Annotated in this window: 22 protein-coding genes; 10 read left to right on the forward strand and 12 right to left on the reverse strand. The window is 65.8% G+C overall.

What is annotated here, in order from left to right; genetic code table 11:
• Window positions 1–26 precede the first annotated feature (26 nt).
• The 6 genes from QGG75_19765 to QGG75_19790 all read left to right on the forward strand — a co-directional run bounded on the left by QGG75_19765 (window position 27) and on the right by QGG75_19790 (window position 5,682).
• Window positions 27–1,676: an AMP-binding protein gene (locus QGG75_19765; GenBank protein ID MDP6069467.1), complete on the forward strand. Its 1,650-nt coding sequence runs from the start codon at window positions 27–29 to the stop codon at window positions 1,674–1,676.
• Window positions 1,673–1,918, forward strand: a complete 246-nt coding sequence (locus QGG75_19770; GenBank protein ID MDP6069468.1) for a HigA family addiction module antitoxin — start codon at window positions 1,673–1,675, stop codon at window positions 1,916–1,918. The genes QGG75_19765 and QGG75_19770 overlap by 4 nt, the downstream gene beginning before the upstream one ends.
• A 10-nt stretch (window positions 1,919–1,928) precedes the next feature.
• On the forward strand, window positions 1,929–2,336 hold the full coding sequence (locus QGG75_19775) for a GFA family protein (GenBank protein MDP6069469.1): 408 nt from the start codon (window positions 1,929–1,931) through the stop codon (window positions 2,334–2,336).
• 23 nt (window positions 2,337–2,359) lie between these two features.
• A complete protein-coding gene (locus QGG75_19780) occupies window positions 2,360–3,067 on the forward strand; it encodes an SDR family NAD(P)-dependent oxidoreductase (GenBank protein MDP6069470.1) in 708 nt (235 codons plus the stop codon).
• A gap of 244 nt (window positions 3,068–3,311) precedes the next feature.
• A complete protein-coding gene (locus QGG75_19785; GenBank protein MDP6069471.1) occupies window positions 3,312–3,716 on the forward strand; it encodes an SUMF1/EgtB/PvdO family nonheme iron enzyme in 405 nt (134 codons plus the stop codon).
• Window positions 3,717–4,029: 313 nt separating this feature from the next.
• Window positions 4,030–5,682 carry a caspase family protein gene (locus QGG75_19790; GenBank protein ID MDP6069472.1) on the forward strand — a complete coding sequence of 551 codons (1,653 nt, stop codon included), beginning with the start codon at window positions 4,030–4,032 and terminating at the stop codon, window positions 5,680–5,682.
• Here the strand turns inward: QGG75_19790 and QGG75_19795 are convergent.
• From QGG75_19795 to QGG75_19810, 4 genes are all read right to left on the reverse strand, one after another.
• On the reverse strand, window positions 5,679–8,540 hold the full coding sequence (locus tag QGG75_19795; protein MDP6069473.1) for an FAD-binding and (Fe-S)-binding domain-containing protein: 2,862 nt from the start codon (window positions 8,538–8,540) through the stop codon (window positions 5,679–5,681). The two genes, QGG75_19790 and QGG75_19795, sit on opposite strands and share 4 nt — an antisense overlap.
• A 75-nt stretch (window positions 8,541–8,615) precedes the next feature.
• Window positions 8,616–10,313 (reverse strand): aminotransferase class V-fold PLP-dependent enzyme, encoded by a 1,698-nt coding sequence (locus QGG75_19800; GenBank protein MDP6069474.1) that lies wholly within the window; start codon window positions 10,311–10,313, stop codon window positions 8,616–8,618.
• 84 nt (window positions 10,314–10,397) lie between these two features.
• Entirely contained in the window at window positions 10,398–10,718 is a 321-nt protein-coding gene (locus QGG75_19805) for a hypothetical protein (protein ID MDP6069475.1), read from the reverse strand.
• Entirely contained in the window at window positions 10,642–11,994 is a 1,353-nt protein-coding gene (locus QGG75_19810) for an FAD-dependent oxidoreductase (GenBank protein MDP6069476.1), read from the reverse strand. Before QGG75_19810 ends, QGG75_19805 begins: the two co-directional genes overlap by 77 nt.
• Window positions 11,995–12,089: 95 nt before the next feature.
• Between QGG75_19810 and QGG75_19815 the strand changes: the two genes are divergently transcribed.
• From QGG75_19815 to QGG75_19825, 3 genes are read left to right on the forward strand one after another with little or no spacing between them, the layout of a single operon-like run.
• A complete protein-coding gene (locus QGG75_19815; GenBank protein ID MDP6069477.1) occupies window positions 12,090–12,920 on the forward strand; it encodes an SDR family NAD(P)-dependent oxidoreductase in 831 nt (276 codons plus the stop codon).
• Window positions 12,917–13,438 carry a hypothetical protein gene (locus tag QGG75_19820; protein MDP6069478.1) on the forward strand — a complete coding sequence of 174 codons (522 nt, stop codon included), beginning with the start codon at window positions 12,917–12,919 and terminating at the stop codon, window positions 13,436–13,438. The genes QGG75_19815 and QGG75_19820 overlap by 4 nt, the downstream gene beginning before the upstream one ends.
• Entirely contained in the window at window positions 13,411–13,851 is a 441-nt protein-coding gene (locus tag QGG75_19825) for a hypothetical protein (protein MDP6069479.1), read from the forward strand. Before QGG75_19820 ends, QGG75_19825 begins: the two co-directional genes overlap by 28 nt.
• On the opposite strand, the gene QGG75_19830 is transcribed toward QGG75_19825, so the two are convergent.
• The 8 genes from QGG75_19830 to QGG75_19865 form a co-directional block, all read right to left on the reverse strand.
• Window positions 13,835–14,770 carry an exopolyphosphatase gene (locus QGG75_19830; protein ID MDP6069480.1) on the reverse strand — a complete coding sequence of 312 codons (936 nt, stop codon included), beginning with the start codon at window positions 14,768–14,770 and terminating at the stop codon, window positions 13,835–13,837. The genes QGG75_19825 and QGG75_19830 overlap by 17 nt on opposite strands.
• A 109-nt stretch (window positions 14,771–14,879) precedes the next feature.
• Window positions 14,880–15,866, reverse strand: coding sequence for a dipeptide ABC transporter ATP-binding protein (locus QGG75_19835; protein MDP6069481.1), 987 nt, complete (start codon window positions 15,864–15,866; stop codon window positions 14,880–14,882).
• A complete protein-coding gene (locus QGG75_19840; GenBank protein ID MDP6069482.1) occupies window positions 15,863–16,870 on the reverse strand; it encodes an ABC transporter ATP-binding protein in 1,008 nt (335 codons plus the stop codon). The genes QGG75_19835 and QGG75_19840 overlap by 4 nt, the downstream gene beginning before the upstream one ends.
• A gap of 6 nt (window positions 16,871–16,876) precedes the next feature.
• Window positions 16,877–17,782 (reverse strand): ABC transporter permease, encoded by a 906-nt coding sequence (locus QGG75_19845; protein MDP6069483.1) that lies wholly within the window; start codon window positions 17,780–17,782, stop codon window positions 16,877–16,879.
• The gene (locus QGG75_19850; GenBank protein ID MDP6069484.1) at window positions 17,782–18,723 is read right to left on the reverse strand and encodes an ABC transporter permease; all 942 of its coding nucleotides are present in this window, start codon (window positions 18,721–18,723) and stop codon (window positions 17,782–17,784) included. Before QGG75_19850 ends, QGG75_19845 begins: the two co-directional genes overlap by 1 nt.
• Window positions 18,724–18,777: 54 nt before the next feature.
• Window positions 18,778–20,190 carry an amidase gene (locus tag QGG75_19855; protein ID MDP6069485.1) on the reverse strand — a complete coding sequence of 471 codons (1,413 nt, stop codon included), beginning with the start codon at window positions 20,188–20,190 and terminating at the stop codon, window positions 18,778–18,780.
• Between the two features lie 91 nt (window positions 20,191–20,281).
• A complete protein-coding gene (locus QGG75_19860) occupies window positions 20,282–21,814 on the reverse strand; it encodes an ABC transporter substrate-binding protein (GenBank protein ID MDP6069486.1) in 1,533 nt (510 codons plus the stop codon).
• Between the two features lie 142 nt (window positions 21,815–21,956).
• Window positions 21,957–23,354, reverse strand: a complete 1,398-nt coding sequence (locus QGG75_19865; protein ID MDP6069487.1) for a CoA transferase — start codon at window positions 23,352–23,354, stop codon at window positions 21,957–21,959.
• A 335-nt stretch (window positions 23,355–23,689) separates the two neighbouring features.
• Between QGG75_19865 and QGG75_19870 the strand changes: the two genes are divergently transcribed.
• Window positions 23,690–23,948, forward strand: a 259-nt coding sequence (locus tag QGG75_19870) for a hypothetical protein (protein MDP6069488.1), incomplete at its 3' end; no start/stop codon positions are given.

Consider the following 23,948-nt stretch of genomic DNA (forward strand, 5'->3'; position numbering starts at 1 on the left):
CCCCCCTGCCCTGCCAGAGCATCACCATGCTTGATCCCAGCGCCCATCACGACAGCTTCGCCCGCGACAATCTGCCGCCCGAGGAGGACTGGGCCGAGATGGACTGGTCTTCGCTGCCCGAGCTGGCGGCCTACGGCAAGCATATCAATTGCGCCTCCGAACTCCTCGACCGCCACATCGCCGAGGGCAACGGCCAGCGCCCGGTGCTGCATTTCGGAGAGCTCACCTGGAGCTACGCCGAGCTGCAAGACCGCGCCAACCGCATCGCCCAAGTGCTGACCGACGATTTGGCCATCAAGCCCGGCAACCGGGTGCTGCTGCGGGCGCCCAACAATCCCATGTACGTGGCGGTCTGGTTCGCCGTCATGAAGGTGGGCGCCGTGGCCGTCGCCACCATGCCGCTGTTGCGCGCCCGCGAGCTCACCTTCATGGCCGACAAGGCGGAGGTGGCGCTGGCGCTATGCGACCGGCGGCTGGCGGACGAGCTCGAGCAAACGCTGGTGGATTCGAGCTGCCTCGAACGGGCGCTCTACTTCAGCCCCACCGGCGCGGAACCGGAGCCCGGCAGCCTCGAGGAACTGATGGTCGGAAAATCCGGCGACTTCACCAACGTCGTGACCTCGGCCGACGACGTGGCGCTGATCGCCTTCACCTCGGGCACCACCGGCCAGCCCAAGGGTTGCACGCACTTTCACCGCGACATCATGGCGATTTGCGACACCTTCTCGCGCTATGTGCTGAAACCCGGGCCCGACGACGTCTTCTGCGGCACGCCGCCGGTGGCGTTCACTTTTGGCCTGGGCGCGCTGGTCACCTTCCCCATGCATGCCGGCGCCGCGACGGCCCTGATCGAGACGCCGGGGCCCGACGTATTGCTCGGGTGCATCCAGCAGCACCGCGCCACGGTCTGCTTCACTGCCCCCACCATGTACCGCGCCATGGCCGGCCTGGTGGCGGAGCACGATATTTCCTCGTTGGCCAAATGCGTCTCGGCCGGCGAGACCCTGCCGCTGCCCACCTTCGAGACCTGGCGCCACGCCACCGGGTTAAGCATCATCGACGGCATCGGCTCGACCGAGATGCTGCATATTTTCATTGCCGCGGCCGGGGATGAAATAAGGCCCGGCGCCACGGGCAAGCCGATCCCGGGATTCAAAGCCCAAGTCACCGACGACGACGGCAAGCCGGTGCCGCCCGGCACCGTCGGCCGCCTGGCCGTGCGCGGCCCCACGGGGTGCCGCTATCTGGCCAACCCTGAACGCCAGGCGGGCTATGCCCAGGGCGGCTGGAACTACACCGGCGACGCCTATCTTTGCGACGAGGACGGCTATTTCTGGTTCCAGGCCCGGGCCGACGACATGATCATCTCGGCCGGCTACAACATCTCCGGCCCCGAGGTCGAGGAAGCGCTGCTGGACCACGAAGCCGTGCAGGAATGCGCCGTGGTCGCCAGCCCCGACCCCGAGCGCAGTTTCATCGTCAAGGCGTTCGTGATCCTGCGAGAGGGCGCGGCGGCGGGCGAGGCCACCGTCAAAATGCTCCAGGACCACGTCAAGGCCACCATCGCCACCTACAAGTACCCCCGCGCCATCGACTTCGTCAGCGAACTGCCGCGCACCGAAACCGGCAAGGTGCAACGCTTCAAGCTGAGGCAGCAGGAATTGGAAAAAGCATGACCGCGAATCCCATCCATTCGGGGGAAATCCTCAGGGACGAGCTGGACGAGCGCCAATTGAGCGCCAACCGATTGGCCCTCGACCTCGGGGTGGCGGGCAGCCGCATTACCGGCATCCTCAACGGCCGGCGCGCCATCAGAGCCGATACGGCGTTGCGTTTGGGGCAGTATTTCGGCAACTCGGCAAAATTCTGGATGAACCTGCAAAGCGCCTACGACCTGGAGCAGGCGAACAACGCCTGACCATGACACCATGAATCGATTCCCCGGCGGCTGTTTGTGCGGCGCTGTGCGCTACGAGATCGAGCGCAAGTTTCTCAATGCCATGCACTGCTATTGCGGCATGTGCCGCAAGGCCCATGGCACAGCCTATTCGACCCACGTCATGTTGCGCCCCGACCAGATGCGCTGGCTGGCCGGGCGTGAACGCCTGGTGGCCTATCGCTCCTCGGCCGCGGGCGTGCGCGAGTTCTGCCCCGTCTGTGGCACGCATGTCCTGGTGCATGGCCAGACCGGCGATGACATGCTGGCTGTTCCCGCAGGCACGCTGGATGGCGACCCACCGCTGACCGTTCGCGGCCACATGTTCGTGGCGGATTGCGTGCAATGGTACCGCATCGCCGACGACCTGCAACAACACGCCGGCTGGCCGCCGGATTGACCGCGACAACAGGGAATTCAGCCATGAACGAACAAGGGCCCGTGGCCCTGGTGGCAGGGGTGGGCCGGGGCACCGGCGGTGCCATCTCGCGGCGCCTGGCGGCCGGCGGCTACCGGGTGGCGCTGCTGGCGCGTTCGGAAAGCCGCTTGAAGGAGTTCGAAGCCGAATTGCCGGGTAGTCTGGCGCTGCCTTGCGACATCACCGACCCCGCGGCGCTGGATCACTCCCTGGCGCGCTGCCGGGCCGAGTTGGGCGAGCCCTCGATCGTCGTCCACAACGCCGCCCGCGGCGTCTGGGGCAGTTTCCTGGACATCGATCCGGCCGAAATGGAAGCCAATTTCCAGGTCAACACCATGAGTCTTCTGCACCTCGGCCGCGCCGTGGCGCCGGCCATGGTGGCGGCCGGCCGGGGCGCGATCATCGTCACCGGCAACACCTCGGCCTGGCGCGGCAAGCCCGATTTTTCCGGCTTCGCGCCGACCAAGGCGGCCCAGCGAATTCTGGCCGAGGCCATGGCCCGCGAGCTGGGGCCGAAGGGCGTCCACGTGGCCTACGTGGTGATCGACGCGGTGATCGATCTACGCTGGACCCGCAAACGGTTCCCGAACCTCCCCGACGAACGCTTCGCTAAAACCGATGCCATCGCCGAAACGGTCTACCAAGTGGCCCACCAGGACCCCGGCGCCTGGTCCTTCAACGTCGAGCTGCGTCCGGCCGGCGAGGTCTGGTAGCGCCAGGGCGCCGGGCCTCGACGCCAATCGGTGCCAGAACCAAAATCCGGTTGCCGACTTTTTCCCCTCCGTTGCCCCATGGCATCTGGGCATCCGCTGCTGGGCGTACAGCGAGCCTGACGGCGTTAGCGCCAAAACGACGCGCTTGACCCATTTCGGTCATCAGAGCGGATTTAGACGGAGTGGTGTTTTTCCTTCTAATCCAGATGTCGTATGCTTCTGATCCAAGGAGGAAACGATACAGATGAACTTCAAATTTCTGAAATTCCTCACTGCTCTCCTGGCAGTGTTTTTGCTTGCTTTCGGCTCCAGCCCCATTGCCAGCACGGCACGGGATATGCTGAAAGCGTTGAAAGAGACGCCGCAACCTATAGCCATGGTCGTGGCCCCGCCCAAGCTGCCCTCCCGGCCCTCACAAGCCAAACCGGCGGCCGAGATGGATTTTGACCCTGGTTCAACGTTCCGCGATTGTGAGGGTTGCCCTGAGATGGTGGTGATCCCGGCGGGCAGCTTCCGAATGGGCGATCTCAACGGCGACGGCAGCAGCGAAGAGAAACCTGTTCGCAAGGTCACGATCCTCAACAAGTTCGCGATTGGAAAATTCGAAGTGACTATCAACGAGTTTTCCACCTTCGTTAAGCCGATATAGCCCTGGCGGCCGGCGCTCTGGCTGAAATCGGCGGAGAATTCGAAGCCGTATTGCTGGCTGAAAGGGATGCCGCGGGCCTTCTCGGCGGCCAGGAAGGCACGCACTTCGGCCCTCAATTCATCGGCACCGGGCGGCATTTCGACGGCCTCGAAGCGCGGGCTGGAGGTCATGGCAGGCTCGCAATCGCTGCAACAAAACCTGAACTTAGCACACCCGGGGGCATTTTTTCCGCCCGTATCGCCGGATTCCGGCTCTAATCCTTGCATAGGCATTAGGGAAATCTGAACCGATCCGGATTAACCTCAATCGGCCCATGAATACTGCCTTGCGAAGCATATTTCCTTTCCTTGCCGCCGCCCTCTGCCTGGCGCTGGCGGCCGGCGGGGTGCGCGCCGAAGAGAGGGCTTCGCTCGACGACTATCGCGAATTCATGGGCTACGCCTATGAATACCTGGAGGAAGCCAAGGCGCTGGAGCGCCGGGCCGCGCGCGCCCACGGCAACCGGGCCCGGACGCTGAAGGCCCTGGCGCGGCTCAACCGCCAGATGGCCAAGCAGAAAAAGGTGATGGCCGAGACTTTCCTCTCGGGCAACCAACACCAGCGCAAGCGGGCCGAGGTGCGTTACGAGGAGCTCAAGGAACGGGCCGAGCAGATCCGCGAACGTGGGGTCCTTTCCCGCCCACTGCCCGCCGCCACCGCGGCCCCGGCGCGCCGGCCGCGACCGCCAGCGGCGCGGAACGTCCAGGTGCCTCCCCGACCCCGCGACGGCACCGTCACGCCGGCCCTGGTGCGCCAGCGCCACGAACGCCTGGCCGAGCTGACCGCCAGCCTGGTGCAGCGCGACCTGATCGTCGAGGTCGGCATCGAGGGGGCGCCGCTACGCGACCTGCCTGACGCCAAATCGCCCATCCTACGCCACCTCGGCCGCGGCGACCTGGTCCATGTCATCGCCAGCCTACCCAGCGGCTGGGGCCAAGTGGCCGAGGGCGGCCGGCCCATCGGTTGGATCCACCGCCGCGCCATTCACCTGCCGCCCGGGAAGGCCAACCAGAGCGTGCCCGAAAAAGCGCCGGCCCCGGCCCCGGCCCGGCCCACCGCCGCGCCCGAAGGCGTCACCTTCCCCGCCGGTCCCGCCAATCCCGACGCCGTGGCCATCATCGTCGGCAACCGCCGCTACCGCCACGGTGACGTACCGGAGGTGCGCTTTGCCCACAACGACCTGGCCGCCATGCGGACCTACGTGCACAAGACGCTGGGCTTCGCCGAGCGCAATATCGTCGAATTGCGCGACGCCACCAAGGCCGACCTGATGGCCCACTTCGGCTCATCCGAAGAACACCAGGGCCGGCTCTACGATCTGGTGCGGGCCGGGCGTTCGGACGTCCTGGTCTACTATTCGGGCCACGGCGTGCCCGGCCGTGGTGGTGCCGGTTACCTGCTGCCCAGCGACGGCGATCCCGGCAAGGCGCGCCTCACGGGCTATGGCATCGATACGCTGATCGCCAACCTGGCCAAGGCCCGGGCCCGCGGCATCACGGTGATACTGGACACCTGCTTTTCGGGGCTCTCGCACGGCGGCGCACTGCTGCCGGCGGCCTCGGGCATCTATCTCGCGGCAAAGCTGCCGGGTGGCCTGAAAAACGGTGCCATCCTGACGGCCGCCGATGGCAGCCAAATCGCATCTTGGGATACCACGGCCGGGCTTGGCCTCTTTACCCGCTACCTGCTCGAAGGCCTGCTGGGTCAAGCCGACCGGGCCGAGCGCGGCGGCGACGCCGACGGCCGGGTATCGCTGGGCGAGATTCGCGGCTACCTGCAGGGCGAGATGGCCTACCAGGCTCGGCGGCGCTTCGGCCGCGACCAGACACCCCAGATCCACGGCGACCCGGCGCGGCTGCTGAGCAGAGTCCTCGATCCGAAATTTCCGGGTTTCGGCACCGACGGATTCGGACTGAGCAAGCGCTAACCTTCGCCGCCCTGCGCCAGCGCCAGCACCTCCGCCACGTGCAACGCCCGGCGTTCGGCCAGGTCGCGGAACTGGCTGCGGCAACTGCTGCCGTCGGCGACGATAATGGTGTCGGCCGCAGCCTCACGCACCGCCGGCAGCGGGCCCTGCTTGGCGATGCGCCGCGAGAGCTCGAAGTGCTCGGCCTCGTAGCCGAAGGCACCGGCCATGCCGCAGCAGCCGCCGGCCGTGGTCTCGACGGCCAGACCCGGAATCAGCGCCAGCACGGCTTCCAGGGACGCCACGGCACCGAAGGCGGCTTCGTGGCAGTGGCCGTGGACCAGGGCGCGCTTTTGGGCCAGCGCCCCGAGCCCCAGATCGAAGCCCGGCCGGCCCTCGTTTTCGACGATGAACTCGGTCAGCAATTTGGCCGCATCCGGCACCGCACCCAACTCCTCGGCCTCCAGCAACGCCGGGTATTCGTCACGCAACGTGAGCAGGCAGGAGGGCTCGAGGCCGACTATCGCCAGGCCTTCGGCGGCCAGCGGCCGCAGCACCCGCAGCAAGCGGCGGGCCTCGACGCGGGCCTCCTCGACCCGGCCCTGGGTCAGATATGTGCGGCCGCAGCAAAGCGGCCGGCCGCCGCTCGCCCGCACCGGCAAAACGCGGCAGCCGGCCCGGCTCAGTACAGCCTGGGCGGCGCGGGCGATGTCGGGCTCGAACCAGCGATGGAAGCAATCGACGAATAGCGCCACCCCGGGGCCCACCCCGGACCCGGCCTCGCCCTCGATATAGGGCCGGCGATGCCAGCTCGGCAACCGGCGGTGGCGGCTGAACCCGAGCAGCTTCTCGCGGCCAAATCGCAATACCGCGTTCTGTTCCGCCAGATTGAGCAACCAGCCCAGGCGCGAGGTCGCCCCCGCGTATCTCGGCAGGCCGGCGATCAGGCGCTGGCGCCAGCTTGGAGTCTGATTCCGGGCCAGCACCTCGATCTTCAGGCGCGCCATATCGACGCCGGTCGGGCATTCGCGGCGGCAGCCCTTGCAAGCGAGGCAGAGCTCGAAGGCCTGAGCCAGCGCCGGCGATCGCAGAGCGTCCTCGCCAAGCTGGCCCCCGAGTTGGCCACTAAGTGCCAGGCGCAGCGTGTTGGCGCGGCCCCGGGTCAGGTGCTGCTCGTCGCCGGTGGCGCGGAACGAGGGACACATCACAGCCCCGGCCGATTTGCGGCAGGCGCCGTTGTTGTTACACATCTCGGTGGCCCGCAAGAGGCCGCCCCAGTCCGACCAGTCGAGCGCCGCCTCTATCTCCAGCGGCCGGTAGTGGGGGCCATAGCGAAACAGCGTGCGATCGTCCATCTTCGACGGTTTGACGATCTTGCCCGGGTTCATCAGACCCTCGGGATCGAAGCTTTGCTTGACCTCGCCGAAGGCGGCGACCAGGCGGGGTCCGAAATTCCGCTCGAGGAATTCCGAGCGCACTAGGCCGTCGCCGTGTTCGCCGGAATAGGCGCCTTTGTATTGCCGCACCAGGGCGCCGGCTTTTTCGGCAATGGCCCGCATGATGGCGGGGCTTTCCGCCTGCTTGAGATCGAGCACTGGGCGCACGTGCAAACACCCCACCGAGGCGTGTGCGTACCAGGTGCCGGTCACGCCCAGGCGGGCAAACTCGGCGCTGATCCGGTCGGTGTAGTCGGCCAGGTGCTCGAGCGGCACGGCGCAGTCCTCGATGAACGAGACCGGCTTGCCGTCGCCCTTCATGGCCATGAGGATGTTGAGTCCGGCCTTGCGGATCTCCCAGACGCCGGCCTGGAAGCCGGGCTCCAGGGCCTCGACGAAACCCTCGCCGTGACCGAGCTCAGCCAGCAATTCGCCCAGCCGGCGCAATTCGCGGCTCAAGGGCTCATACTCGTCGCCGGCGAATTCGACCAGCAGCAGCGCCGCCGCGCTAGCGTCGAAGAAGCCGTCGATGGTCGGCGCGAACAGCGGATTGTGGCGCGCCAGATCGATCATGGTGCGATCCACCAGCTCGACCGCCACCGGCCCCAGCGCCACGATCTCCGGCGTCGCCTTCATGGCGGCGCGTAGCGTGGGAAAATGGCAGATTCCCAGCACCTTGTGCCGCGGCAAGGGCTGCAAATCGAGGTGCAGGCGCTGGAAATAGGCCAGCGTGCCTTCCGAGCCGATCAGCAACGGCGCCAGATTGTCTGTCCAGGGATCGAGGCTGGCGAGGTTGTAGCCGGCAACGGAGCGCAGGATCTTGGGAAAGCGCTCGGCGATCTCGCTGTGGTGGCGCCGGACGATGTCGTGGATGGCGGCGAGCAGTTGCTGGGGCGGCCGGGCTCCCTCCCCAGCCGCCGGCGGGGGGCCGAATTGGGCCTCGCGGCCGTCGATCAGGACGGCGTCGATGGCGTGCACGTTGTGCACCATGTTGCCGTAATGGAGCGAGCGCGAGCCGCAGGCGTTGTTGCCGGCCATGCCGCCGATGGTGGCCCGGCTGGAGGTCGAGATGTCGACGGGAAACCAGAGGCCATGGGGCTTCAGCAGGCGATTGAGATCGTCGAGAACCAGCCCCGGCTCGACCACCACCCGCCGCGCCTCGGCATCGAAGGAGAGCAAGCGGTCGAGGTGCTTGCTGGTGTCGATGATCAGGGCCTCGCCGATGGCTTGGCCGCTTTGCGAGGTGCCGGCGCCGCGCGGCAGCACGGGCACACCCTCCTCGCCGGCTATGGCCAGGGCAGCCACCACGTCGTCGGCGCGGCTGGGCACCAGCACGCCGATGGGTTCGATCTGGTAGAGCGAGGCGTCGGTGGCATAGCGACCGCGGCTGGCGGCATCGAACAGCACCTCGCCGGCGGTTTCGCGGGCCAGGCGTTGGGCCAAGCGCGATTGGCCTAGGCGCCGGCCAGGTGGGGTCTTAACCCTCATTTCTCACCGGATCATGGCCTGGTTGGCGATTTATCGCCGCGCTTCGGCCATCTCTTCCGCCACCTCTTCGGGCAGGCGGAACCAGCGCAGCTTTTCCGCCTCGGGCGCCAGTTCGCAACAGCACGGCGCTTGGTCCTGGCGTCCCTGGACTGTTGCCGCCAGCCGGTCGGCCTCGGCCACCACCCCGTCCATCGAGACTGCCGGCGCCAGGGCACCGGCGGCGCCGGCCCCTTCGAGCAGCGGGATATCATCGAGCCGGCGCACCGCCGCGGTCCGGCTACGGTGCCACCAGGCCCCCGAGACGGTATCGAAATCGTATTCCGGCAACAGTTTCCAGCCCTCGCGGGCGATCCAGTCGACGGCCTCGATGATGAGCTCGATCTCGGCCTCCGAGTTGAAATAATTGAAGCCCAGCCGGGTCCAGCCGGGCTTCACCAGTTCGCAGCCGGCGACGATCTGCTTTTCGTATTGCTTCGAGGTCTCGAGATCGATGCCCAGCAGGCGATGCCCGTAGGGCCCGGCGCAGGAACAGCCACCACGAGATTGGATGCCGAACAGGTCGTTCAAGAGCGCCACCACGAAATCATAATGCAAATACCGGCCCTGGTGGCGCACCAGGAAGGAGATGATGGGCAGCCGAGCGGCACTGAGGCTGCCCAGAATCTCGATGTTGGGATTTTCCGACCAGCGTTCGATGGCCTGGCGGGCAAGCTCGGTCTCGTGGGCGAAGATGGCCTCGGCGCCGACCTCCTGCTTCAGGCGAAAGACCAGGCCGGCCCGGATCGAGCCGACGATTTCCGGCGTGCCGCCCTCTTCGCGGTGCACCAGGTCGTCGATATAGCGGTGCTCGTGGGCATTGACGTAGGCCACCGTGCCGCCGCCCGGCACCACCGGCACGCGATGGCTGAGCAGCCTTCTCTTGACCACCAGCACACCGGGCGTGCCGGGGCCGCCGACGAACTTGTGCGGCGAGATGAACAGCACGTCCTTGTCGGCCGGGCTTTCCTCTCCCGGCGCGGCGTTCATGTTGATGGGCACATAGGGTGCGGCGGCGGCATAGTCCCAGGCCGCAATGGCGCCAAAGCGGTGCAGCAGCGTCGTCACCTCGGTGCTACGGGTGATGATGCCGGTGACGTTGGAGGCGGCGGAAAAGGAGCCGATACGCAGCGGCCGCCCCTGGTAGCGTTCGAGTTCGCGCTGCAGGTGGGCGAGATCGACGTTGCCGCCCGCGTCTTCCTCGATCACCACCACCTCGGCAATGGTCTCGCGCCAGAGAAGCTCGTTGGAATGGTGCTCATAAGGCCCGATGAAGATCACCGGCCGCTGGTCGTCGGGGATCTGCTTGGCAAAGCCGTAACGATCATCCAGCGCCGCCGGCAGTCTCAAGCCGCAGATGTTGATGAACTTGTCGACCGTACCGGTACAGCCGGCACCGCAAAAGATCACGGCGTCGCGTTCCTCGTCGCCGCCCACCGACACGAGGATCAGCCGCCGGGCATCCTCGCGAAAGCCCGTGGTCTGGCGCCCGGTGCCCGAGGTCTCGGTGTGGGTATTGGCATATAGCGGCAGCACGATGTCGCGGATGGCGTCCTCGACGAACGAGAGCGCCCGCCCCGAAGCCGTATAATCGGCGTAGACCAAACGCCGGGGCCCATAGGGGCCATCGAGCATCTGGCCGTGGCCGATCACGCCGCGGCGAATCTGTTGCAACAATTCAGACGAATCCATACTGCTCTCCTGAACCGCCGGCGGCTCGCCGACGCCCGGCCATCATGGCAACTGCGGGGCCGGGGGAAAAGGGGAAAGGCGGCCTCAGGCCGGCGCAATTTCCCTGAACGACCAGCGCGCCTCGCCGTTCTCGCGCATCACCCGCAGGTGGCCCAACCAGTTGGCGTCGTCGCTCTGGGGAAAATCGCTGCGGGCATGGGCGCCGCGGCTTTCCTGGCGCCGGGCGGCGGCCTCGAGGATGAGGCGCGCGGTGCCGCAGGCCAGTTGCAGCTCGAGAAATTTCTCCATCATTGCCGGATCGTTGACGCCGCGAATACGGTGCGCCTGTTCACTGATCTCTCGCACCAGCACAAGCCCCTCCTCGAGGCCGGCGGCCTCGCGCACGATACCGCCGTGGCGCCACATGGCGTCGCGCAATTCGTGCTTGAGGGCGTCGGCATCGGCGCGCGGCTCGCCGGCCTGGGCCGTCACCCGCCTCGCCGGCCACCACGGCCCGGCCCTGGTCGCGCCCTGCGGCCCAGGCCGCCGCGGCCAGGCCGGCGCGGTGGCCGAAGACGACGCATTCGGTGAGCGCGTTGCCGCCCATGCGATTGGCACCGTGCAGGCCGCCGGCCGCCTCGCCGGCGGCATAGAGGCCGGGCTGGTCGGTCGCACCTTGCGTGTCGATAGCGGCGCCGCCGACCGCGAAATGAGCCACCGGCGAGATGCGCAAGGGCCGTTCGAAGGCTTTGAAGCGGCGGGCGAAATAGGCCTCCTTGGTGGCCAGCACCGGATTGGCGCGCCATTTCCCGCGGTCCGCCACGGTGAGGTCGAGCAGCACCTCGTTGCCCTCGACGGCGATCTCGTGAAACATCGCCTGCGACATGGTATCCCGGGCATGGTGGGCCACCGGGCGCTGGGTGATGCCGTATTTCTCCAGCACGTCCTCGCCGGCGTCGTTGATGATGCGGCCCAAGTCGGCGACGTCCGCCTCGAGCAGGAAGGTGGGAAGCTTGGGCTCATTGATGGCCAGGGGATAGAACTGCACGAACTCCATGTCCTGCAGCGTGGCCCCGGCCTCCAGGGCGAGCGCATAGGCATCGCCGGTCATGCGCTGGGGATTGTCGTGATGAAGATAAAGCCCCCCTGCCCCGCCCGCCGCCAGCACCACGGCGCCGCCACGCAGCTCAGCCCAGCCGTGTTCCGCCGAAAAAATACTCAGGCAGACGCCGTCCGGACCCGAATCTATTCGCCGCACCAGGCATTTGTCGACGAAACGCACGCCGAGCTCTTCCGCTTTGGCGACCTGGGTGCGCACGATCTCGCGGCCCCACATGGGCGCGCGGTCGGCCGTCGGGTCCTCGGGCTGGGCCAGGAAGTGGCCTTCCTCCGACTTCGAGTTCATACCCCAGTCCATCAGGTCCTGGAAACGATCGGCGGCATCGCTGGCCATCACGTCCAGCAGCTCGGGCTGTGAGAGGCCGCGCCCATTGGCCAGCGAAAGTTCTTTGTAGGCGCTCGCCGACATGCCCTCCCAGGGCCCGGCGAATACCCCCACGGCCATGGTCGTCGAAGTGCCGCGGCCGGGCGTGCTCTTGCCCACCACGCCGACCTCGGCCCCGGCCTGGCGGGCGGCGATGGCCGCCGTCAGCCCGGCCGCGCCCGAGCCGATGATCCAGACGTCGGCGTGTTGGGTTTGCATGTCTAGTCTCCTGATGTTCCCCCGCCGCATGCTATGGTCCGCCCCGGCGCACCGCAACATAGGATCACGGGGCAGCCAAAAAATAGGGCAATGAAATGGACGATGCGGTACTGCGGGCCGGCCGGGTTGCCGTGGTGACGGGGGCGGCCAACGGCATCGGCCGGGCGGCCTGCCGGCGCTTTGCCGAGCTTGGCATGAAAGTTTGTCTGGCCGACGTGGTCGAGGACGATCTGGCCGAGGCCGCAGCCGAGGTGGCCGAACTGGCGCCGGGTGGCGCTGCCGACGTGCTGGCCCAGCCCACCGACGTGGCCCGGCTGGCAGACATAGAAGGCCTCCGCGAGGCAGTGCTGAAGCACTTCGGCGAGGTCGGGCTACTGATGAACAACGCCGCCACCCGGGCCAGCGGCGATGCCCTGGGCAGGGCCGAGGCCTGGCAGCAATCCATTTCCGTCAACATGTGGGGCGTGATCCACGGGGTGCAGACCTTCGTGCCGGGCATGATCGAACAGGCTACGCCCTGCCGCGTGGTCATCACCGGCTCCAAGCAGGGCCTGACCAATCCGCCGGGCAACACGCCCTACAACGTCGGCAAGGCGGCATTGAAGACCTATGCCGAGTGCCTGCAGCACGAGCTGCGCAACACCCCTGATTGCCTGGTCACGGCGCATCTGCTGGTGCCGGGCTGGACCACTACCGGCAAGCGTGAGCACAAGCCCGGCGCCTGGCTGCCCGAACAAGTCGTCGAGGTACTGGAGGCGGGTTTGCAGAGCGGCGACTTCTATCTCGTCTGCGCCGACAACGAGGTGACGCCCGAGATGGACCGCAAGCGCCTGCTGTGGGCTGCCGGTGACGTCATCGAAGGGCGGCCGCCGCTGTCGCGCTGGCACCCGGATTACGCCGAGGCATTCGAGGAGTTCTCACCATGAGGTACCTTGCGACGGCGACCCTGGCTGCCCTGCTGTTGGCGCCGACGCCGGCACCGGCCGCCGAACCCTGGCAAGGCCCCATGATCGACGTCCACAGCCAGATCGACCGGCGCACAAATCTCGACAGCATCGTGCCGCTGCTGGACCAGGCCGGTGTCGCCCAGGTGGTGCTGTCGGCGCGCTTCAAGCAACCCTCGAGCGACGTCGTGGGCCTGGCCGAGCGCCACCCCGGGCGCATCATCCCGGCCGCCAAGACCAAGACCCGGGCCTTCATCAAGAACTCCGGCGGCTTTCCCCGGATCTTCAAGAAGGAGATGCAGAGCGCCAAATTTGGCGCCCTGGCCGAGATCATTATGTGGCACGCCGCCAAAAAGGGCGTGGGCGCCGGCAAGGCCGCCATGGACCCCGACGACAAGCGCCTCCAGCCCTTCCTCGCGGCGGCCCGAAAAATGGGCTGGCCATACACCTTGCCCACATCGAGTTCGCCGCCATGGACTGGGACAAAGAGCGCTACATGAAGAAGTTCGAGGCCTTTCTGGCGACCAACCGCGACGTCGCCATCGGTCTCATCCACATGGGCCAGCTCAAGGCCGACGATGCCGCCCGGCTGTTGCCGCTGCACAGCAATCTCTTTTTCGTCACCTCGCACAGCAACCCTGTCACCATCCAAGCCTCGCGGCTGCCTTGGACGCGCATGTTCTCAGGTCAGAAATTGGCGCCGCGCTGGCGCAAGCTGGTGCTGGCCTACCCCGACCGCTTCGTGCTGGCCTTCGACAACGTCTTCCATTTCCATTGGGAGCAGAAATTCCTGCCCCAGGTCGCAGTGTGGCGCACTGCCCTGGCGGCACTGCCCGATGCCGTGGCCCACGCCTTGGCTCACGGCAATGCCGAGCGATTGTGGAAACTGCCGCCGGCTAACCGTCGGCGGTGATCTTCTCCACCAGTTCGGACAGTACGTCCGCGGCCTTGTCGTTTTCGATCTGGCAGGTGCCGGCGGCGACGTGGCCGCCGCCGTCGTAGGCCAGGCAGAGTTCGCCGACGTTGGTCTGCGATGAGCGGTCGAGGATCGACTTGCCGATGGCGAAGACGGTGTTCTGCTGCTTCAGCCCCCAGAGCACATGGATCGAGATGTTGCACTGGGGGAAAACGGCGTAAATGACGAAGCGGTTGCCGGCGAAGATGGTTTCCTCTTCGCGCAGGTCCAGCACCACCAGGTTGTCGTTCACGGTGGCGCAGCGTTCGAGCTGAGCCTTGAACTGGGCCTCGTGCTCCATATAAATGCTCACCCGTTCCTCGACGTCGGGCAGCTTGAGGATGTCGGCGATGGTGTGCTCGCGGCAATAGTCGATGAGCTGCATCATGAGGTCGTAGTTCGAGATCCTGAATTCACGAAAGCTGTCCAGACCGGTGCGCGAATCCATCAGGAAATTCATCAAATCCCAGCCCTTGGGGTCGAGGATTTCGTCACGGCTGAACTGGGCCGCGTCGCTCTTGTCGACGGCCACCATGAGTTCGTCGTCGACGTTGGGGAACGTAGCTTTGCCGCCATAGTGGTCGAACACCACCCGCGCCGCCGAGGGCGCATCGGGATCGATGATGTGGTTCTCGGGCTCGCTGCCGCCGCGGCGGATGGTTTCGCTGAGGTGATGGTCGAAAGCCAGATGGCAGCCGGGCACGTAGGGCAGGTTGGTGGTGATGTCGTCGCCGCTGATCTCGACATTGCCGTCCTGCATGTCCTTGGGGTGGACGAATTTGATGTCGTCGATCAGATCCAGTTCCTTGAGCAGCACGGCACAAGCCAGGCCATCGAAATCGCTGCGCGTCACCAGACGGAATTTTTTCTCTGACAAGGAAGCCTCCTGCAGCTAGCGGTCATGTGTTGCCGGGCGACATCCCCCCGCCCCGGCAGCGATTCAAACACACCCGGCACTTTCTCATGGCCAGTTTATTCGGGGCGGCTCAGGCATCGCCGCTGAGATGACAGGCAACGCTGTGAGCAGGCGCCACTTCGCGGAACTCGGGCTCCTCGGTCCGGCAGAGTTCCTCGACAAGGGGGCAGCGGGTATGGAAGCGGCAGCCCTTGGGCGGGTCGATGGGGCTGGGAATGTCGCCCTTCAGGATGATCCGCTCGCGCTTGACCAGCGGGTCGGCGACCGGCGCCGCGGACAACAGCGCCCTCGTGTAGGGGTGCCGAGGATCGCGGAAAAGCGTCTCGCGGTCGGTCAACTCGACGATCTTGCCGAGATACATAACCGCCACCCGATGGCTGATGTGCTCCACCACGGCCAGATCGTGACTGATGAACAGGTAGGCCAGATTGAATTCTTCCTGCAGGTCCATCAGCAGGTTCAGCACCTGGGCCTGTACCGATACGTCAAGCGCGGACACCGGCTCGTCGGCGACGATCATCTCGGGCTCCAGCGCCAAGGCCCGCGCCACGCCGAGGCGCTGGCGCTGGCCACCGGAGAACTCGTGAGGATATTTCGCCGTGACCTCGGGCCGCAGGCCAACCTTGAGAAAGAGCTCTTTCACCCTGGCGTCGATTTCGGCGCCGGAGCCCTGGTCGTAGTTGCGCAGCGGCTCGGAGACGATAGAGCCGGCCGAAAGGCGCGGGTTGAGCGAGGCGTAGGGGTCCTGGAAGACCATCTGAATTTCGCGCCTGAGCGCGCGCATGCGACGGGGCCCGACCCGTGTGACATCCTCGCCATTGATGTGGATGCTGCCCGCCGTGGGGTCGATCAGGCGCAGCACCAGCTTGCCCACGGTCGATTTGCCCGAACCGCTCTCGCCCACCAGTCCCAGGGTCTCGCCCCGGCGGATGCTGAAGGAAAGGCCATCGACCGCCAGCACCGCACCGACCTGGCGCTTCAGCAGTTTGCCGTAGAGCGGGAAGTGCTTGCGCAGATCGGCGACCTCCAGGATGGTCTTGGCCTCGCTCTCGGTCATGGGCCGGCCTCCGCCACTTTGCTCCACTCCCAACAGGCGATCAGCCGCCCCGGGGCCTGTTCGACCAACGCCGGCACCGCCTCCAGGCACTGCGGGCCGACAAAGGGGCAGCGCGGCGCGAAGGAGCAGCCCGGGATCTCGTGGCGCAACGAAGGCACCACCCCGGGGATTTCCTGCAAGCGCGGGCGGCGCCCGCGGGCGGCGTCGCTGAGATGCGGGATCGAGCCCATCAGGCCCAGCGTGTAGGGATGGAAAGGGCGCTCGAAGAGGTCCTCGGTGCCGGCCTCCTCGACCTTGCGCCCGGCATACATCACGGCCACCCGCTGGGCCGTCTCGGCCACCACACCCAGGTCGTGGGTGATGATCACCACGGCGGCGCCGATCTTTTCCTTCAACTCCAGCATCAGGTTGAGGATTTGGGCCTGGATGGTGACGTCGAGCGCCGTGGTCGGCTCGTCGGCGATGAGGATCTCGGGATTGCAGGCCAGCGCCATGGCGATCATGACGCGCTGGCGCATGCCGCCCGACATCTGGTGGGGGTATTCCTCGACCCGCCTGCGGGCCTCGGGGATCTGCACCAGATCGAGAATCTCGATGGCCCGGTCCTTGGCGGCACGGGGCGAGACCTCCTGGTGCAACTCGATCGATTCGGCGATCTGACGGCCCACCGTCATCACCGGATTGAGCGACGTCATGGGCTCCTGGAAGATCATCGAGATGGCGTTGCCGCGGATCTGGCGCATGCGCGCCTCGCTCGCCTCGAGCAGGTTTTCGCCGCCAAAACGGATCGAGCCGCCCTCGTATTTGGCCGGCGGCTGGGGCAAGAGCCGCAGCACCGACATGGCCGTGACGCTCTTGCCGCAGCCCGATTCACCGACGATCGAGAGCGTCTCGCCGCGCTTGACGGTGATCGAAACGCCATCGACGGCGCGCACGATGCCATCGCGGGTGTAGAAATAGGTCTTGAGATCGTCGATCTCGAGCAGTGCGTCGTTGCCGGTCATGGGCGGCTACATGCGGCGCGCTATGCGCGGGTCGAGGGAATCGCGCAAGCCGTCGCCCAGGATGTTGACGGCCAGCACGGTGACGGCGAGCAACAAGCCGGGGAAAAAGATCATCCAGGGCGCGATCTGAAAATAGTCCCGGCCCTCAGCCATGATGTTGCCCCAGCTGGGAACCTCCGGCGGCGTGCCGGCGCCCAGGAACGACAGGATGGACTCGATCACGATGGCCGAGGCGCAGACGTAGGTGGCCTGCACGATCAGCGGTGCCATGGTGTTGGGCAGGATATGCTTGTACAGGATCTTGGGCAGCTTGGTGCCCACCGAGACCGCCGCCTCGACGTAAGGCTGTTCTCGAATGGTCAGCACCACGGCCCGCACCAGGCGCACCACCCGGGGCACCTCGGGTATGGTGATGGCGATGATGACGTTGGTGACGCTGGCCCCGGCCAGCGAGATCAGGGCAATGGCCAGCAGCACGCCGGGGATCGCCATAAGGCCGTCCATTATTCGCATGACGACGGCATCGACGGCCCGGATATAACCCGCCAGCAGGCCGATCACCAGCCCTATGACGGTGGCAATGACGGCCACGGCCAGGCCCACGGTCAGCGAGATGCGGCCGCCATAGACGACCCGGGCATAGACTTCGCGGCCCAGGAAATCGGTGCCGAACCAGAACTCGGCGCTGGGCGGCTTGAGGCGGATGATGGGGTTGAGCTCCAAGGGGTCCGAGGCCAGCAGCGGCGCCGCCAGCGAGATCAGCGCCATGGTCACCAGGACAGCCGTACCCACGACCACCGTCGGATGGCGCCGGGCATATTTCTTGATGCGGCTCGCCAGCGGCGGTGGCGGGCCCAGGTCGAGGTCGTCATCGGCCAATGCCGCGGCAGAAGTCGGTGTGGTGTCGACCATCAGTAACGGATCCTGGGATCGAGCACGGTGTAGGACAAATCGATCAGCAGGTTGACCACCACGAAGACCCCGGAAAACAGCAGGATGACGCCCTGAATGACGGGATAGTCGCGGCGCAGCACACTGTCGATGGTGAGCCGGCCGAGACCGGGAATGTTGAAGACGCTCTCCGTCACCACGACGCCGCCGATCAGCAAGGCGATGCCGATGCCGATGATGGTGACGATGGGCACGGCGGCGTTCTTGAGGGCGTGGCGGATCAGCAGCGTGCGATTGTCCAGCCCCTTGGCCCGGGCCGTGCGGATGTAGTCCTCGGTCAGCACTTCGAGCATACTGGCCCGGGTGATGCGGGCGATCAGGGCGATAAAGATGATGCCGAGCGCAAAGGTGGGCAGCGCGATGGAGCGCGAAAAGGGAACGATACCTTCGGCGATGTGCTTGTAGCCCTGCACCGGAAACCAACCCAGCTTGAGCGAAAAGCCCCACATCAGGGCATAACCGATGACGAACACCGGCACCGAAAAACCCAGCACCGAAAACACCATGACGGCCCGGTCGGTGAACGTTCCGGCCCGCCAGGCGGCAATCATCCCCAACGGTACGGCGACCAGCACGGCGAACACGATGGTCGCCACGGCCAGAGCCAGAGTGGGCTCCAGGCGCTGGCCGATCAGCTTGGTGACCGGCATGTTGGAGAAGATCGAAACGCCCAGGTCGCCCGACAGCACATTGCCGATCCAAGTGAAGAACTGGACATAGAGCGGCTTGTCGAGGCCGAGTTGGACGCGGATGCGCTGGATGTCTTCCGGCTGCGCATAATCGCCGGCGATGACCGCCGCCGGATCCCCCGGCGTCATGTGAAGCAGCAGGAATACCGCCACCGCCACCACGCCCATCACCGGCACGGTGGTCAATATGCGGCGTACGATATAGGCGTACATACGGGGTCTATCGCCCTGGCAAGGCGGAGCTCCGGGGCAGACCGCCGGACTGCATCAGGCCGACAACGTCGGCCGCTTGCCGGCCCAGGGCGCCAGCCGCTCCAAGGCCGCCGCCGCCTGCAGCACGCGCTGGTCTTCGTGCATGCGGCCGACGATCTGCAGGCCGATGGGCAGGCCATCCTTGGTGAAGCCGCAGGGAACGCTGGCCGCCGGGTGGCCGGTGGCGTTGAAAGGGAAGGAAAACGGCGTCCACTTAAAGAGCTCCTCGGCAGCGATGGCGTCCGGGTCGGGCGCCACCCGGCCCACCTCGAAAGCCGGCACCGCCACCGCCGGCGTCAGCAAAAAGTCGTAGTTCTCGAAGAATTGCTGGACCTTGCCGCAGAAGTCGTAGCGCTGGATACGCGCCCCGATATAGTCGACCGCCGAATACTCCATGCCGCGTTTGATCATGTACACCAGACCGGGATCCATCTGGTCTTCCCACTCGGGCAGGTATTGCGAAAGGCCGCCGGCCATGGCGCCCTGGTAGAGCACCAGGAAAAACTCCGAGGGATCACCGAGACCAGGATCCTCGTCGTCCACCTCGGCACCCAGTTCGGTGAAGCTCTTGGCCGCTTTTTCCGTGGCCGCGGCGACTTCCGCGTCGACCGTGGCGTAGCCCAACGTCGGGCTCCAGCAAACCTTGGCGCCACGGATGCCGGCCTGCAGGCCGCTGAGATAATCCTGTGGCCCCAGCGGTTGGCTGTAGCGGTCGCGGGCGTCATAGCCGGCGATCACACCCAGCATCAGCGCAGCGTCGCTGACGGTTCGGGTCATGGGCCCCAGGTGCGAAAGTTGTTCGTTGGTCGGCATGGGGTAATAGGGCACGGTGCCCAATGTCGGTTTGATGCCGAAAATGCCGGCGAAGGCGCAGGGAATGCGGATCGAGCCGCCGCCGTCTCCGCCCTGGGCCAACGGCCCGAGGCCAGCGGCAACCTGCGACGAAGCCCCGCCGCTGGAGCCGCCCGGGGTGCGGTCCGTGTTCCAGGGATTGCGGGTAATGCCGGTGACGGCGCTGTCGGTGCAGCCCTTCCAGCCGAATTCCGGGGTCGTGGTCTTGCCCAGGAAGACGCCGCCGGCAGCCCGCAGGCGGCTCTCCAAAGGGGTATCGATATCGGGCACGTCGTGTTCGAAGATCTTCGAGCCCCGCATGGTGCGAATGCCCTTCGACATCTGCAGGTCTTTGATCGAGTAGGGCACGCCATGCAGCGCGCCCAGGGGCTGCCCTTTCATCACCGCTTGTTCCGCGGCCTTTGCCTGCTCGATGGCCAACTCCGGGGTCGGCGTACAGAAACAATTCAGTACCGGGTTCAAGGCCTCGATCCGGGCCAGCACGGCCTCCGTCACCTCGACCGGCGACAAGCGGCGGCTACGGATATCGGCAGCCAACTCCGTGGCCGGCCGGAAACAAAGGTCTTCGTCACTCATGGCGTTCTCCCCCATGGTGTCCCCTGTGGTGTCCTCACCCGGAACCGGCCGCCGGCCCATAAGGGCCGGCGGCCAATCTCGTCCGAAGTCGCTAGTTCCTCTTGATGTTCCAGAAGAACGAAGCCACCGACGGAATTATGCCACTGAGGTCGCTGCGGTAGGCACGGAAGAAGAAGTACTGACCCAGCGGAATGTAGGTGACGTAATCCATGGCCCGCTGTTGCATTTGTACGGACAGTTCCGCCAGCTTCTTGGGATCGCCTTCGTTAGCGAATTTCTTCCCCAATGCCTGCAGCTTTTCGTCACAAGGCCAGCCGAACCAGGCCTTGTCGCAAGTGCCCGCGACTCCGTAATGCAGCATCGGGTTCATCAGCATTTTGGCCGGCCAGGCGGTATGGAAAATATTCCAGCCACCTTCCGAGGGCTTTTTCTTCTCGGCCCGGCGCGAGGTCACCGTCGACCAATCCATGGCCTGGTCATCGAGGTTGATGCCAATCTTGCGCAGCAGGTTGGCCGTCACCAGGCTGGCCGAATGAAGCTGCGGGATATCGGTCGGGTGCAGCAGCACGACCTTTTCGCCCTTGTAGCCCGCTTCTTTCAGGAGCTGCTTGGCTTTGTCGAAATTCTGCTGCATGACACGCTCGGCACCAACCTCGCTGCCATAGGGTGTGTCGCAGATGAAAAACGACGGGCAGGTGCGCCAGGAGTTCGGGATCGATGAGTTGGCCTGCTGATAGGTGGCCTGGTCGACCATCCATTGCAGCGCCTGACGGGCCTTGATGTTGTCAAAGGGCGGGTGCTTGTGATTGATCACCAGCCAGGGCTGCCAGCCCAGGGCATCGGTGGTCTCGACGGTAACACCCTCAGCCGCCTTGGCTATCGGAACCAGGTCCGCCTTGAGATTTTCGATGAGGTCGATCTCACCGGCCTGCAGCGCATTCAGGGCCGTACTGGCGTCAGGGATGTAGTGCCATTCCAGGCGGTCGAAGTTGGCCACCTTGCCGCCGGCGAAATTGCTGGCCGGCTCGTTGCGCGGAACGTAAGCCGTGTTCCTGGTGTAGATCACCTTGCTGCCGGGCACCCATTTGTCTTTCTCGATCTTGAAGGGGCCCGAGCCGGTAAGCTCAGTGATTTGCTTGTGGGCATCTGTCTTGGCGACACGTTCCGGCATCATGAAGGGGACGTTGGACATGTCCTTGCCGAGCGCTAGGATGGTGGCACCAAAGGGCTCCTTCAGGGTCAGTTTGACGGTCTTGGCGTCGACCGCCTCCATCTTGTCCATGCGCTTCATCAGCCTCTGGCCCAAGCCGTCACGCTTGCCCCAACGAGCGATCGAGGCGACGCAGTCGGCGGCTGTGACGGGCGCTCCGTCGTGCCACTTCAGTCCGTCGCGCAATTTGATGACGTAGATCAGCCCATCATCACTGACGGTGTAGCTCTCGGCCATCTGAGGCTGCATCTGGAATTTCTCATCGACCGCGAACAAGGTGTCGTAGATCGTATAGCCGTGGTTGGCGGTGATCAGCGCCGTGGTCCAGATCGGATCGATGTTTTTGAGATCGGCGTGAACCGATACTTTGAGTACCGATTCAGCATTAGCCGACACCGACAGCCCGATCGCCATCGACGCGCCGACAACAGAATGTAACAGTCTACGCATTGGCCCTCTCCCCTTGTTGTCTCCAAAACGATTGTTCTTGTTGCGCCGCAACCCTAACACTCTACCAGGGTCCGGCCAAGCCGCCAGAGCGCAACGCCAGGATGACTTAAGCCAGCCATTCCGCATTGTCGGAACCCAGCGCCGGCGAGGGACGAGACCAGCCCGGGGTGGTCTCGGAGAGCTCGAGCAGCGGCCCCAGGTGACGGATGGGGCCATAGCCGGAATCGCTCTCCATCCGCAACGCCGCCAGCTCGTCCGGCGCCAGGTCCAGGTCGGGCTCGGGCGGCTCGGTCTTGCCCTGGCGGTAGAGGAACATGCCGGATTGACAGAGCGAGACCTTGACGTGGTAGCTGCCGCCCTCCGTGGCACGCCGGGCCAGGGCCAGCAGGATGCCGAAGGCGCCCAGGTAACCGGTCGAATAATCGCAAGCCGCCGCCGGCAACAGCGCCGGCCGCTCTGAGCCCGAATCGTGGCAGAGCCCGGTCACCGCCTGGGCCACCTGCTCCCAGCCGGCGCGCTGGCGCAAGGGCCCGTACTGGCCGAAGCAATCGATGGAGGTGTAGATCAGCCCCGGCCGCAAAGCCGCCAGATCTTCCGCCCCGAAACCGCGGGCCGCCAGCACGCCGGGCCGGTAGCCCTGGGAAAAGACGTCGGCGCCCGCCACCAGTTGGCGCAGCCGTTCGGCCTCCGCCGGCTGATCCAGATCGAGAAAGCAACTACGTTTGCCGTGGCTGAGGTCGATCACGAAGGGCTCGATCTGCGGCGCATGTTGGGCCGCCACCATCAACACCTCGGCGCCGAATTCGGCGCAGGTGCGGGCCGCCACCGGGCCGGCCAGGATGCGTGTGAGATCGAGCACCCGGATGGCGCCCAGCGGCGGCCCGTCGTCCTCGGCGAAGGGTTCGGGGTCGCTGTCGCCGATCTTCTCGATCTCGACCAGCGGCCGGGCCGCCAGGGCCTGGCCGTGGGGATGCGCCAGCCATTCCGAATTCTCGCGTATCATGCCGCCGCAAGCCCTGGCTTCGTCGATGGCACCCTCCAACTCCAGGGCGTCGCGCTGGCCGATGGCCTGGGCCACGGCTTCCGGCGTGGCCTGGCAGCCGAGCACGCCGAGCACGCGATCCTTGAGGTGCTCGAGCCCGAAATGGGGCAGGAACCAGCGCCCGTCCCGGGTCTCATAGGGCTGGGTCATCGTCAGCGTCGTAAGCACGGCCGCGGCCAAGGGGAAAGGCTGGTAGGAGCCGTCCGCCTGGCGCGCCTCGAGGTAGGCAAAGCTCTTGTGGGCGGCGGCTCCCTTGCGGGCGTCGATCGAGACGCGCTGGCGCCGCCCCGTCTTCATCTCCCAGATGTCCGAGACCGCCACCCCGATAGCGGCCAGCACCGCCGCCCCGGTTTCGCCGATCTTGAAGTGGCTGGAATAGACCGGGTCGGCGCCGCTGATCTCGGCCTCGGCCCCATCGGATCGGTTGCGGATGCCCATGAGCTCTTGAAAGGCAGCATTCATTTTCTCGCACCCCCACTATCGGATTTGCCAATGCCAGAAGTATAGACGGCAGGGGAGGAGCGGGTTGGAATCCCACCCCATCCGCCATTATCCCCATCCGCCACAATTAACCTCGAGCAACTTTCGCAAAATATTTTCGGCCTCGGCCGCCTCGGCCTCGAAATTATGGCTCTAAACCTTTCATAGGGTCAGGTAACGCGGCGAACCAAGACGAACTGGTCGGACAGAGATCGAGGGTCCCCGGGCGTCCAACCTGAGCATCCAGCGAAGACCAACGCCGCGTGACCGGGGCTATTGCCGCCCCGCTGGAGCCGGCTAGTCAAGGAGGTACACCGATGCAAACCTTTGCCGCCGAAATCGGCGCCCTGATCGACCGGGGCGCCCTGTACGTCGCCCATCACTCGGCCGACCAGGACGGCCAAGCCATGCTGCCCTATCTCCGCACCATGGTGCCGGCCAGTCAGTTGCTGGCCATCCCCGCCCCGCTGCCAGGCGTCGAGAGGGACGCGTCCAAGGGCTCCTCCGAGATGCCTGTCCTGCCTCGTTTCGGTACAACCCATATCGCCAAGATCGACTACAAATCCGTGGATGAGT

The organism is Alphaproteobacteria bacterium, from assembly GCA_030740435.1.
In the GTDB taxonomy this organism is placed as follows: Bacteria; Pseudomonadota; Alphaproteobacteria; order UBA2966; family UBA2966.

What these genes read in the sequence shown, in the direction of transcription:
- QGG75_19770 (MDP6069468.1), top strand. Translation starts at nt 1,673, where the DNA reads ATGACCGCGAATCCCATCCATTCGGGGGAAATCCTCAGGGACGAGCTG.
- QGG75_19835 (MDP6069481.1), bottom strand. Translation starts at nt 15,866, where the DNA reads ATGACCGAGAGCGAGGCCAAGACCATCCTGGAGGTCGCCGATCTGCGC.
- QGG75_19855 (MDP6069485.1), bottom strand. Translation starts at nt 20,190, where the DNA reads ATGAGTGACGAAGACCTTTGTTTCCGGCCGGCCACGGAGTTGGCTGCC.
- QGG75_19865 (MDP6069487.1), bottom strand. Translation starts at nt 23,354, where the DNA reads ATGAATGCTGCCTTTCAAGAGCTCATGGGCATCCGCAACCGATCCGAT.
- QGG75_19790 (MDP6069472.1), top strand. Translation starts at nt 4,030, where the DNA reads ATGAATACTGCCTTGCGAAGCATATTTCCTTTCCTTGCCGCCGCCCTC.
- QGG75_19775 (MDP6069469.1), top strand. Translation starts at nt 1,929, where the DNA reads ATGAATCGATTCCCCGGCGGCTGTTTGTGCGGCGCTGTGCGCTACGAG.
- QGG75_19815 (MDP6069477.1), top strand. Translation starts at nt 12,090, where the DNA reads ATGGACGATGCGGTACTGCGGGCCGGCCGGGTTGCCGTGGTGACGGGG.
- QGG75_19840 (MDP6069482.1), bottom strand. Translation starts at nt 16,870, where the DNA reads ATGACCGGCAACGACGCACTGCTCGAGATCGACGATCTCAAGACCTAT.
- QGG75_19820 (MDP6069478.1), top strand. Translation starts at nt 12,917, where the DNA reads ATGAGGTACCTTGCGACGGCGACCCTGGCTGCCCTGCTGTTGGCGCCG.
- QGG75_19800 (MDP6069474.1), bottom strand. Translation starts at nt 10,313, where the DNA reads ATGGATTCGTCTGAATTGTTGCAACAGATTCGCCGCGGCGTGATCGGC.
- QGG75_19785 (MDP6069471.1), top strand. Translation starts at nt 3,312, where the DNA reads ATGAACTTCAAATTTCTGAAATTCCTCACTGCTCTCCTGGCAGTGTTT.
- QGG75_19825 (MDP6069479.1), top strand. Translation starts at nt 13,411, where the DNA reads ATGGACTGGGACAAAGAGCGCTACATGAAGAAGTTCGAGGCCTTTCTG.
- QGG75_19805 (MDP6069475.1), bottom strand. Translation starts at nt 10,718, where the DNA reads ATGTGGCGCCACGGCGGTATCGTGCGCGAGGCCGCCGGCCTCGAGGAG.
- QGG75_19845 (MDP6069483.1), bottom strand. Translation starts at nt 17,782, where the DNA reads ATGGTCGACACCACACCGACTTCTGCCGCGGCATTGGCCGATGACGAC.
- QGG75_19860 (MDP6069486.1), bottom strand. Translation starts at nt 21,814, where the DNA reads ATGGCGATCGGGCTGTCGGTGTCGGCTAATGCTGAATCGGTACTCAAA.
- QGG75_19765 (MDP6069467.1), top strand. Translation starts at nt 27, where the DNA reads ATGCTTGATCCCAGCGCCCATCACGACAGCTTCGCCCGCGACAATCTG.
- QGG75_19850 (MDP6069484.1), bottom strand. Translation starts at nt 18,723, where the DNA reads ATGTACGCCTATATCGTACGCCGCATATTGACCACCGTGCCGGTGATG.
- QGG75_19810 (MDP6069476.1), bottom strand. Translation starts at nt 11,994, where the DNA reads ATGCAAACCCAACACGCCGACGTCTGGATCATCGGCTCGGGCGCGGCC.
- QGG75_19780 (MDP6069470.1), top strand. Translation starts at nt 2,360, where the DNA reads ATGAACGAACAAGGGCCCGTGGCCCTGGTGGCAGGGGTGGGCCGGGGC.